This is a genomic window from Clostridium oceanicum, assembly GCF_039521385.1.
GTDB classification, from domain to species: domain Bacteria; phylum Bacillota; class Clostridia; order Clostridiales; family Clostridiaceae; genus Clostridium_F; species Clostridium_F oceanicum.
In genome coordinates this window covers 200128-212510 of the sequence record NZ_BAAACG010000008.1, presented here as the reverse complement: position 1 = coordinate 212510, position 12383 = coordinate 200128, and the positions used below count along the sequence as shown (strand labels likewise).

General features: G+C 25.0%; 10 protein-coding genes. 9 read left to right on the top strand and 1 reads right to left on the bottom strand.

Translation table 11 applies throughout. From position 1 onward, the window contains the following. Nucleotides 1-147 precede the first annotated feature (147 nt). The 5 genes from cysK to tyrS all read left to right on the top strand — a co-directional run bounded on the left by cysK (nucleotide 148) and on the right by tyrS (nucleotide 5958). Nucleotides 148-1077: a cysteine synthase A gene (gene cysK / locus ABDZ71_RS07175; protein WP_343760321.1), complete on the top strand. Its 930-nt coding sequence runs from the start codon at nucleotides 148-150 to the stop codon at nucleotides 1075-1077. Between the two features lie 24 nt (nucleotides 1078-1101). Then, nucleotides 1102-2247 (top strand): cysteine desulfurase family protein, encoded by a 1146-nt coding sequence (locus tag ABDZ71_RS07170; protein ID WP_343760319.1) that lies wholly within the window; start codon nucleotides 1102-1104, stop codon nucleotides 2245-2247. A gap of 30 nt (nucleotides 2248-2277) precedes the next feature. Then, nucleotides 2278-3345: a tRNA 2-thiouridine(34) synthase MnmA gene (gene mnmA, locus ABDZ71_RS07165; RefSeq protein WP_343760317.1), complete on the top strand. Its 1068-nt coding sequence runs from the start codon at nucleotides 2278-2280 to the stop codon at nucleotides 3343-3345. Nucleotides 3346-3477: 132 nt separating this feature from the next. Beyond that, nucleotides 3478-3966, top strand: a complete 489-nt coding sequence (locus ABDZ71_RS07160; RefSeq protein ID WP_343760315.1) for a transglycosylase SLT domain-containing protein — start codon at nucleotides 3478-3480, stop codon at nucleotides 3964-3966. A 777-nt stretch (nucleotides 3967-4743) separates the two neighbouring features. Then, nucleotides 4744-5958, top strand: a complete 1215-nt coding sequence (tyrS, locus tag ABDZ71_RS07155; protein WP_343760313.1) for a tyrosine--tRNA ligase — start codon at nucleotides 4744-4746, stop codon at nucleotides 5956-5958. 212 nt (nucleotides 5959-6170) lie between these two features. On the opposite strand, the gene ABDZ71_RS07150 is transcribed toward tyrS, so the two are convergent. After that, a complete protein-coding gene (locus ABDZ71_RS07150) occupies nucleotides 6171-6530 on the bottom strand; it encodes a hypothetical protein (RefSeq protein WP_343760311.1) in 360 nt (119 codons plus the stop codon). Nucleotides 6531-6771: 241 nt separating this feature from the next. Between ABDZ71_RS07150 and ABDZ71_RS07145 the strand changes: the two genes are divergently transcribed. From ABDZ71_RS07145 to ABDZ71_RS07130, 4 genes are all read left to right on the top strand, one after another. Then, a complete protein-coding gene (locus ABDZ71_RS07145) occupies nucleotides 6772-7533 on the top strand; it encodes a CsxC family protein (protein ID WP_343760309.1) in 762 nt (253 codons plus the stop codon). Nucleotides 7534-7727: 194 nt separating this feature from the next. After that, complete coding sequence (locus tag ABDZ71_RS07140) at nucleotides 7728-8816, top strand: V-type ATP synthase subunit I domain-containing protein (RefSeq protein ID WP_343760307.1); 1089 nt, start codon at nucleotides 7728-7730, stop codon at nucleotides 8814-8816. Nucleotides 8817-8875: 59 nt separating this feature from the next. Then, nucleotides 8876-9559, top strand: coding sequence for a DUF7852 domain-containing protein (locus tag ABDZ71_RS07135; protein WP_343760305.1), 684 nt, complete (start codon nucleotides 8876-8878; stop codon nucleotides 9557-9559). Between the two features lie 372 nt (nucleotides 9560-9931). Beyond that, complete coding sequence (locus ABDZ71_RS07130; protein WP_343760304.1) at nucleotides 9932-12058, top strand: methyl-accepting chemotaxis protein; 2127 nt, start codon at nucleotides 9932-9934, stop codon at nucleotides 12056-12058. Nucleotides 12059-12383: the final 325 nt, after the last annotated feature.

The window sequence follows — 12383 nt, the reverse complement described above, 5'->3', positions numbered from 1 at the left end:
CTTAATTCCTAGTAAACATATAAGAAAACTTATGTATAAATGGATTTAGTTGTTAATCCATATTATATTTGATCTAGAATATATTACAAAATTTTTAAATTTAAAACCTAGTAAACTAATGTGAATAATATAAAAGGAGGAACAAATATGAAAAAAGTATATAATAATTTAAGTGAATTAGTAGGGAAAACACCTTTAGTAGAATTGAAAAAATTAAAAAAAGAAAATAATTTAGTTGGAAAAATTATAGGTAAAATAGAATATTTTAATCCAGCAGGAAGTGTTAAAGATAGAATAGCCTTAGCGATGATAGAAAAAGCTGAAAAAGAAGGTAAACTTGATAAAGATACAGTTATAATAGAACCTACTAGTGGAAACACTGGAGTAGGACTTGCTTTTATAGCAGCTGTAAAAGGATATGAACTTATATTAACAATGCCAGAAACTATGAGTTTAGAGAGAAGGTTATTAATAAAATCTTATGGAGCTAAAATTGTTTTAACAGAAGGGAAACTTGGAATGAAAGGTGCTATTGATAAAGCTTTAGAAATTTCAAAGGAGTATAAAAAATTTTTTGTACCACAACAATTTCAAAACTCCGCTAACTATGAAATTCATAGAAAAACTACAGGAAAAGAAATTTTTGATGATTTAGATGGACAGGTGGATATAGTTGTAGCTGGAGTTGGAACTGGAGGAACAATAACTGGAGTAGGTGAATACTTAAAATCAAAAGATGAAAAAATAAAAATAGTAGCAGTAGAGCCAGAAACTTCTGCAGTAATATCTGGAGAAAAACCAGGACCTCACAAGATTCAAGGTATAGGGGCAGGGTTTATACCAGATACATTAAATGTTAAAGTTATTGATGAAGTTTTTAAAGTAAAAGATGAAGATGCATTAAATTCTATGAAAAATATAGCAAAAGCAGAAGGAATATTAGTAGGAATATCTTCAGGAGCTGCTTTATTTGCTGCAGAAAAATTAGCATCAAAAGAAGAAAATAAAGATAAAAATATTGTAGTTATTTTACCAGATACAGGCCAAAGGTATTTATCTATGGGAATTTTTAACTAAGACATATTAAAAGTGGTGATTTAAATGAACAAGAAAATATATATGGATTATGCAGGTACTACTTATTTAAAAAAACAAGTTTTTGAAGAAATGATTCCTTATTTTAAAGAAGAGTTTTATAACCCTTCTTCTATGTGTAATGAAGCTTCTAAAGTTAAGATGGCTATAGATGAATCAAGAAAAATTATAGCAAACTTTATAGGAGCAAAAAGAGAAGAAATATTTTTCACAAGTGGTGGTACTGAAAGTGATAACTTTGCAATTAAGGGTATAGCATTAAAAAACAAAAATAAAGGAATGCATATAATAACTTCAAAAATAGAGCATCATGCAGTATTAAATACTTGTGAAGACTTAGTTAAAAATGGTTTTGAAGTAACTTATATACCTGTAGATAAAAAAGGAATTATAGATTTAAATGCTTTAAAAAGTAGTATACAAAAAGATACAATTTTAGTTTCAGTAATGATGGCTAATAATGAAATTGGAACTATACAACCTATAAGAGAAATAGGAAGGATTTGTAGAAAGAAGGGTATATTATTTCATACTGATGCGGTACAAGCATTAGGACATATAAAAATAGATGTAGAAGATATGAATATTGATTTACTTACAATGTCTGCACATAAAATATATGGACCTAAAGGAATAGGAGCTTTATATATAAGAAAAGGAACAAAAATAGAAAATATAATTTATGGAGGACCTCAAGAAAGAGGAAAAAGAGGAGGTACGGAGAATCCTCCAGCAATAGTAGGGTTTGGTAAAGCTGTATCATTGCTTAAAGAAAAACGAATGGAAAAAGATATAAATAAAATAAAAAGGCTTAGAAATAGACTTTTAGAAGGGCTAAAAGAAATACCTAAAATTAAATTAAATGGTGTTGAAAGTGAAAATCGATTAGATAATAATATAAATATAAGTTTTGAAAATGTAGATGGAGAATTACTTTTAATGATGCTTTTTTCAAAAGGTATATGTGTATCTAGTGGAAGTGTTTGTTCTGCTGGATCTTCAAATCCTTCCCATGTTCTTTTAGCTCTAGGCAGTGATAAAAAGCTAGCAAAAGCCACAGTAAGGTTTACTTTAGGTGATAGAAATACTGAAGAAGAAATAGATTATGTGATTAAATCTGTATGGGAAATTGTTAATATTCTTAGAAAGTAAAGTTAATATATAAAGTAGGTGTTATTTTTGATGAAAAAAAAAGTTTTAGTGGGAATGAGCGGAGGAGTTGATAGTTCTGTTACAGCTTATCTTTTAAAAAAGCAGGGCTATGAAGTTATAGGAGTTACAATGCAAATATGGCAAAATGATTCTATTTATGAAGAAATGGAAGGGGGATGTTGTTCTTTAAGTTCTGTAGAAGATGCAAGAAGAGTTGCATATAACCTCGGTATCCCCTTTTATGTTATGGACTTTAAAGAAGAGTTTAAAGAACATGTGGTAGATTATTTTTCAAAAGAGTATTTAAAGGGAAGAACTCCTAATCCTTGTATAGCCTGTAACAAACATATAAAGTTTGATTTGTTTTTAAAAAAGGCTTTGAAAATGGGGATAGATTATATAGCTACAGGTCATTATTGCATTATTGAGAAAAAAAAGGATAGGTATATAATAAGAAAATCTAAGGATAGTAAAAAAGACCAAACTTATGTACTTTATAATTTTACTCAGTTTCAATTAAGTAAAACATTGATGCCTTGTGGAGAATATAATAAAGATGAAATTAGAAAAATAGCAAAAGAAATAGGCCTTGATGTTTATAATAAAAAAGATAGTGAAGAGATTTGTTTTATACCAGATAATAATCATGGAGGGTATATAAAGAGAAATTATAAGGATAAAGTTAAAGAAGGGAATTTTGTAGATAAAGATGGTAAAATCTTAGGTAAACATAAAGGCATTGTTTATTATACTATAGGACAGAGAAAAGGGCTTAATATATCTTTTGGAAAACCTATGTATGTAATAGATATAAATACCTCTCAAAACCAGGTAGTTTTAGGAGAAATAGAGGATTTATATAAAGAAGAACTTATTGCAAAAGAAGTTAACTATATACCTTTTAAAGATTTAGAAGAACCTATGGAAGTAGAGGCTAAAATAAGATATTCTCAAAAATCTTTTAAGGCTAAAATAATACTTTTGCCTAAAAATAAGGTCAAAGTTTTGTTTTTTGAAAAACAAAGAGCTGTAACAAAAGGACAATCAGTAGTTTTTTATAAAGAAGATTTATTGATAGGTGGAGGAATCATAGAATAGAGTTTAGAGGATATGAATTTTATATTACAAAAGTGTAAGTATTACAATAAATTTTGTAATACTAATCGATTTTAATAAGAATATAATCCCTTTATAATTTAATTGTAAAGTAAACTAATGGAGGGATTTAAAATGAAAAAAATTATAGCACTTATAGTAATTGCATTCATTATAGTATCAGGGTATATAGTTTCTTCAAATTATATATATCCAGTAAAATATCAGGATTCACTAAAAAAATATTCAAAAAAGTATAATATAGATGTAAGATTATTAGCTTCAATCATATACACAGAATCAGGTTTTAGAGATTTAAAATACGAAAAAGGAAAACCTAGTGGGCTTACTCAAATGAAGGATAAAGTTATTGATAACATAGCTAAAGAAATGGGAATGAAAGACTTTAAAATAGAACAAATAGAAAACCCAGAAATAGCTATAAAAATGACTTCTTGGTATTTGAAAAACAAATGTGATGATAATTCAAAAGATTTAGATAAAATTATTAGAAAATGGGCTCTAAGAAATAGAAAAAATAAAAGTGAAGAAGAAATAAATTCATATATAAAGATGGTGAAAAGAACAAAAGGTATGTATAAAATATTTCATTTAAGTCTTTAAGTTATATGGAAATAAAAAAACAAAGATAAAGTAATATTTTTTATAGAAGATTAAAAATTTCTATAAGTTTAGGTTAGTTATACCTTTTCATGAAAGTTGATTTATAAATTAATAGATGTTATAATGGTCGTGAATTAATAAATTTAAAGAAATATGAATTTATATTAATACATTGGGTAAGATATAAATAATATTTTATATTTAAAAGCTGTGATGAGAAGGAGTAAAAATATTATTTTTTTCAAAGAGAGTTTCCTTTTGGTGAGAAGAAACAAAAAAAGATATTTTGAATACATCTCTGAGCTAAACACTGAATCCTATTTTTAGGTAGTAAGCTGTTTTCGGATTCCTTGCACCCGTTATAGTGCTAGAGTATAATGTGAGAATTTTATTCTTAATAATCTATGTGATTTAATATAGATTATTTGTATAGTATATTATAAAGAATATTAATTGTTTTCACTGTACTTGAAAAGGTTAGATGCTTAAGCATTTAATAAATTGAGGTGGTACCACGTGATTATATCCCGTCCTCTAGGTTAACTAGAGGATGGGTTTTTATTTTTTAAATATATATTTTAAAGATTTAATTATTATTGATTAATCAAAATTATTATTTTCAATTTAAATATAGTTTAATACTATTAACCGGTTAAAAAAATTAAACTTATTTTGAGATTTTGAAAATGAACTTAATAAATAAGTAACAGATTCTAGATATAAAAGAGTACCATATGGCCATATGAATTTATGAAATAATTAGGAGGCTGTATTAAAATGAAAAATATTGAAGATCAAATTAAAATAATTTCAAAAGGAGCTTTTGAGATTATAAATAAAGATGAGTTAAAGACAAAACTTGAAAATTGTGAAAAAACAGGGAAAGGCCTTATTGTAAAATTAGGGTTAGATCCTACAGCACCAGATATACACTTAGGACATTCTGTAGTCTTAAGAAAAATAAAACAACTTCAAGATTTAGGTCATAAAGCTGTTATAATAATTGGAGATTTTACTGGTATGATAGGAGATCCTACAGGAAAGTCTAAAACTAGAAAACCATTAACTTTAGGGGAAGTTCTTAAAAATGCAGAAACTTATAAAGAACAGATTTTTAAGATATTAGATAAAGACAAAACAGAGCTCAGGTTTAATAGTGAGTGGCTTTCTAAGTTAAATCTTAAAGATATTATATCTTTAACTTCAAAATATACAGTATCAAGAATGCTTGAAAGAGAAGATTTTAAAAACAGATTCAAAAATCATGCTAGTATAGGTATCCATGAATTCTTTTACCCATTACTTCAGGCATATGATTCTGTTAATATAAAGGCAGATATAGAATTTGGAGGAACTGATCAAAGATTTAATGTGCTTATGGGAAGGACAATACAAAAAGATTATAATATGGAAAGTCAAATAGCCATATTTATGCCAATATTAGAAGGTACAGATGGAGTAGAAAAGATGAGTAAAAGTTTAGGAAACTATATCGGTATAAATGAAAATCCTAAGGATATGTATGGAAAAGTTATGTCAATACCAGATGGAATGATTATAAGATACTATGAATTAGTTACTGATGTTCATCCAGATGTAGTAGATGGTATAAGAGAAAAGTTAGAAAATAATATGATTAATCCAAGAGATGTTAAGATGGAATTAGCTAAAGAAATAGTTAATTTATACCATGGAAAAGAGATGTCTCAAAGGGCAGAAGAGCATTTTAAAAATGTTTTTCAAAAAGGAAATATTCCTGAAAATATAGATAGCATTAAATTAACTATAAATGATTTTAATGAAGGTAAAATTGATGTAATAGATATAATGGTTAAATATAATTTAATTTCAAGTAAAAATGAAGGTAGAAGACTTTTAAAGCAAAATGCTATAAAAATCAATGGAGAAAAAATAATAGAGCAATTTACAAGTATAAATAATGAAGATATTTTACAGGTAGGAAAAAAGAAATTTAAAAAGATATTATTATAAAAGAGAAGAAGCTGACTCAATTATATTGAGTCAGCTTTCCTTTTTAAAACAGCTGCTTGATTAGGTCTAATATATTAGACGGTCTTTTGTATAAATGTGTTTGAAGGGAATTAAAGGTAGATACCTTTATTTATTATGAAATTAAGCTAAAATAAAATTATATTATACCTTCGGATGGAATTTGTTTATTTTAAATTTAAAGTTAATTTAGCTTAATAACATACAAAACTATTAATTTGTTTTAAGTCCATTCCAAAGTAGACATAGCGATATCCAGTCCATCTATATCCAGATATAGACCTTCTGCCTACATATACAATCCATGCCCAGAATGGTTTACCTCTATTAGGCCAAATATAAGTAAATTTATATTTACAAAATCTGATAGATCCAGGATCTACAGCTTTTAAGTTGTTATCTTTTTTAGATGGTGTAGTTTTTGGTGGTGGTGTAGTTGGTGCTGCATTTGATGACATATTAGGTGGCGGCATAAAAGGTGGACTAGGCGGCATTGGACTTCTCATCATATTATACTGATTAATTGGAACTAAATAATACATATAAGGATACATTTAAAACTCCTATAAAATTAGTACACTAATATGTTATTCATAATAACAATAAATGTTAAAGAAATAAAATAAAAAAATGAAAATATATATGTAACCTATTTTTTTAAAAATATAAAAGAATATATTTAGTAACAAAATAGCCTGTACACCATATTATATATTAGAAACACTTAAATTAAGAAATTAAGTGATGTTAATATAAATTATATAAATTCAGTAGAGAAACAGGAGGAATTTTTCAATGGAAATAGAAAATAAATCTGGATATTGTTGTAAACCTGATATAAATTGTGGAAAAGTATTAGATTCAAAAACTCTTTCTATGTGTGATGGAGTAGATATAGATCCTGAAGGAATAGAAGATGAATTAGTAGCTAAAATACCTGTTGTTTTAGCAGAAAAAGATATACAAATAGATATAGAAGCAGATATTAAATTAAAAGAAAAATATTATGAAATCAAAAGAATATATAAAGATGTATATTTAACTCAATGCAAACTAGTACCTGTAGAAATGGATAATGAACCTGTAGGAAAATTATTTATAGAAGGTTATGTTAGAGAAAATATAGAATATGCTTCAGCAGAATGTGTAAAAGATGGAGTAGTTAGTGGAGATATAAGACACACTACAGTAAAAGTTCCTTTTAGTTGTGTTACTCAAATAGATTATGATACACTTCCAGATATGCCAAATAAAAAACAAAAAGAAGAATATGATTTTACTTGTCAGTGTCCTTGTGACCAATGCAAATGTGACGATATTAAATTAGGAAAACTTGATTGTGAAAACTATATGCAATCTATAACTGATTTTGCAGAAAAACCTTTCTGTGAATTAGAAGGAACAAGAATATACGAAATAGATATTCAACAAAAACGTTGTAGAGACGAATATGGAGCAAAAGTATATGATAGATTAAAAGAAAAATTAGTTGTTTATGTTACAGTTAAAGTTTTACAAAATCAGCAAGTAAGAATAAACAAAGAAATTAATGGATAAGATTGTATGAATTAAGAGTGAGAAGGGAAAAATCCTTCTCACTCTTTTTAGAAATTAGAATTGATTGTATTATTTTTAATTATATATATTGATTTTAGAATTTGTATATGTTAATTATGAATAATTTTAGTTAATTCACTATCCATATAAATATTTAAACATATAAATATAATAGGGAGGGAGTATAAATTAGTATGGATATGAAAGGATTAATTTTATTAGTACTTATTTTATCTGCTTTAGACCAAAAAAAATATTGCAAAGATAAAAAAATAAAAAAAGAAAATAAATCCAATAATTCTAATGATATAGTAGGCAAAGATTTGAATTGTCATAATGAAAAGCCAAAAGATAAAATAAAAATAGAGGAGGATGTAGCAAATACAATAGGAAAAGAGGGGATAGATATGAAAAATAATTCAGATGAAAAAGATAAAAAAAGTATTGAAGAGGAAATGAATGATATAAAAATAGAAATGGAAGAAAAGTTTAATGAAGAAAAAATTAAAAAAATGAAATCAGAAATAAAAGAAGTAAAAGAAAAAGTAGAAGGAAACATAGATAAAAACAAAATAAATGAAATGAAAGATAAGATGAAACAATTAGAAGGAAAGTTTAAAAATAATTTAAATAAGGAAGAAGAATACAGTAAAATTTATGATTCAAGTGAAGACCATGATATAGTTAATCAAGAAGTTGATGATTTAAAGGAAAATGTAATTAATGATGATGAGATAGAATGTACAAAAGAGAGTAATAAAGACAAAATTTTAGAAAAAATAGAAAATAAAAAAGAAATAGTAGATCATGAAAAAGAATATAGTGAAGATTATAAAAATAATAAAGTTGAAAAAGAAAATTCACATAAAGTAGAATTTGAAAAAGATAAAATGAGTAGTTCTAAAAATGAGTTTAAAAACAAAGAGAAAAATGAAAATGATTATAAAGTTAAAGAGCAGGTTAAAAATATAAAAGATAAACTTAAAGAAAGTATGGATGAAAAAACAGCAGAAGAATTAGAAAAAAAACTAAAGGTTTTAAAAAGTATGATGGGAAAAAACATAAATATAGAAAATATTGCACAAGCAATAAAAGAGGTTAAAGAAAATAGAAAAAATATAAAAAAAGATGATAATAGAAATAATCAAATAAAAGATGTTGAGTATGTGGAGTTACAAGAAGATGAAAAAGAAGATGAAAAATTAAATTATGATAGTGATTTAAAGAAAGAAATATCTGATGAAGATATAAAAGATATTTATATGGATAAAAAAAAACTATAAAAATAGAAAAAGAAGAGATAGAAGATATAGAGAATAAAAAAGATGAGAATATAGATTCTATGAAAGATTGTTTATATAAACCTTTTGAAAAATGGATTAGTAAAGATAAAAATAAGTTTCCTATTTATGTGAAATATCATAATAAAAAACTAAAATGTAACTCTAATAAAACAGTTGATATTCCAGTTATAATAGCTAATAAAAAAATTGATATAGATTTAAAGGATAAAATAAAAGTAAAAGAAGGATTTATAGATATATTAGATATAAAAAATGATCTTTATATAACTGAGGCAAAATGCATAAATATAAGGAATGTATCTAATGATAAATATAAAGATGGTAAAGTTTTTCTAAAAGGTTATATACGTAATTTAATACAGTATACAGTTTTAGATAAAATGTATAATGAAAATATAACTACTACTGTTAGAACCTTAGTAAATTATATTGATTTTAATTGTACAACTAAAGTTAAATATTTGATGCCTGTCCAAATGAAAAAGAGAAAATATAATATGAAAAAAATTGATTTAAAAGAAAATATGTCTAAGGATATAGCAGAGTTCAATACTCCTATAACTTATAATTTAAATAAAGTTAATATATTTTGTGATATAAATTATTATAATCATAAACATTTAAAAAATTCAAACAATGAAAAGATATTTTATGGTATACAACAAAATATATCTTCAAAATTGGAATTAGTTTTATTAAAGAATCAGTCTGTGTTGGTGTAGTATAAAAGCTACATGTTATCAAATATTTTTTATTAATATTTTGATAGCATGTAGTTTTTATTAGTTAAGAAATTATAGACTTTTTTTAATATATTTAGTGATTAAAATAAAAAAGTATTATTTATTTGATTATAATGGTAAATTTAAAATATTGTGGCTTGTTTGGTTCTTTTGTGTTAAAATTCTGTTAAAAGAATTAAAGGAATGTTATAGATTATAACTAATGCATAAATTTATAGAATATATATACGTTAATAATAGTAAGAAAAGATTAATAACCAAAAAGTCCTAATTCTAATTTTAAAATTTGAAATACGAAAATACTATGTTACTTTTTATAGAAAACTTAATTTCAAATTTGGAGGAGTTTATATGAAAAACTTAAAGAATAAAGGAAAAATAAATTTAAATAGTATTAGTGTGAAATTTATATTAGCAATTATAATCATTACTATAGTGTCATCAGTATCTTTAGTTTCTGTAATATTATTTAAGAATTCAAAGACTATAGAAAAAGAAGCAAAAGATAAGCTTAAATATTTAGTTCAATCAAAGTCTCAAATAATAGAGAATAAACTAAATAAAGCAGAAAACATAACTAATACTCTTAAAGAACTAGTTGTATCAAAAGTAGGAGATAGTTCTAAAATTGATCAAAAATATATTGAGGGTATAAAAAAAGATATAGATCCTTTTATAAAGAATATAGCTGAAAATCAAAGTGATGCTAAATCAGCCTATGTTTATTTTAATCCTGAGCTAACAGGAAAAGGGAATAATATATACTATTTAGATGGAGATCAAGATGGAAAAGTAACAAAACAAGATGAACTCCATGCAGATTTTTTTAAAGAAAAAAATGATAACAATGCTTGGTGGTTTGAAAGTGTAGAAAATAAAAATGGAATATGGACAAAACCTCATCAATGGAAAACAGAAACTGGACAAACCTATAAAATTATGACTTATAATAAACCGGTATATATGAATAACAAATTAATAGCAGTAGTTGGAACGGAATATAGATTTAATGATATAGAAAAAATGGTTCAATCTATAAATGTATATGATACTGGATATGCTTATATTTTAGATGAAAAATTAAACTTTTTAGTACATAAAGTACATAAGAATAATGAAAATATAAAAGATGTAAAAAATGGAGAATTAAAATTTATATATGATAAATTAAAAAAATCAGATAACCTTACTGAAGAGTATAAAAGTACTGTAACTAATAGAAAATCTATTGCTGTGTATAAAAAAATGAGCAATGGTTGGTATTTTGGAGCTACTGTTAGTAATGAAGAAGTATTAAAAGAAGTAAGTAAGCTAACTAAGCTAATAATTACAATACTTGTTATATTTATTATTATTGCTGTAGCAGCAGCTTATATTATAGGTACTTTTATAACTAAGCCCTTAAAAGAATCTTTTAAATATATAGATTATATGGCTAAAGGTGATTTTACAATAAAGATTTCTGATAAATTAATGACGAGAAAAGATGAAGTTGGAGAACTTTTGAAATCTCTTATGATTATGAGAGATAGCATTAAAGAATTAATGATAGATATTAAAAAAGCTAGTAATGAAGTTGGACAGCTTTCATCATCTTTAGCAAGCACTTCAGAAGAAACTAGTGCGTCATCTTTAGAAATATCCTCTACAGTAGAAGAAATAGCAAAAGGAGCAGGAAAACAAGCGGAAGATGCACAAAAAAGTTTAGAGATAGCATCTACCTTAAATCATACTTTAAGAGATTTGAGTAAATCTACTAAAAATATGTTAGAGGTTACGTCTAAAGGAGAAAAAGAAAATTTAAGCGGTAAAGAGTCTATAAAACAGTTAAAAAATAAAAATAAGTTTACTAATAAATCTATTTTAGAAATATCAGAAGCAATAAAAAGGCTTAATGAAAAATCTAAAGATATAGGAAATATTTTATCCACTATTAATTCTATATCAGAACAAACAAGCTTACTTTCTTTAAATGCATCTATAGAAGCTGCAAGAGCAGGAAAAGCAGGACGAGGATTTTCAGTAGTAGCAGAAGAAATAAGAAAACTTGCAGAGCAAACTAATGATTCCACTAATGAAATATCTAATATAATTGAAGGTATAAAAAAAGAAAATATAAATACTAATGATATAATGAAAGAAGTTAAAGAAACATTCAAAGATCAAAATACTTCTATAAGTAGTGTTGATAAAAGCTTTAATAATATTTCAGAGGTTATGGATGATATTTCAGTTAAAGTAGATGGTGCTAGAAGAGTTGTTAAAGCAGTTAATGAGGGAACAGATAAGATTATAGATTCTATAAATAATATTTCTTCTGTAAGTGAGGAAACTGCTGCAGCAACAGAACAAGCTAGTGCGTCAACAGAAGAGCAGACAGCGGCAATTGAAGAGGTGGCTAATTCTGCAGAGAAATTAAGTGGACTTTCAGAAAATATGGAGAATAAAATATCTAAGTTTAAATTAGATAAAAAATAGAATCTTAATTAGTTGTTTATTTAAATGTGTTTATAGGTAAATTAAAGCATATACATTAAAGAAAATTTAATGTATATGCTTTGTTTTTGTGTAAATTTATAACTATAAAATAAAATACAATATTAAATGTGATAACTGTTTAATATTAATTTCAAGTATATCATATATATAAAATTATGTGCTTAGGATAAAAGGAAAAATATATTACTAAATTTCATTAAAGTTAATAGAAATGAAAAATTGTAATTTTACAAATAATTATCATGTAATAATAATTGTTTGTATTAATGAATAATAATTATAATATATAAAAGGTTTCATTTAA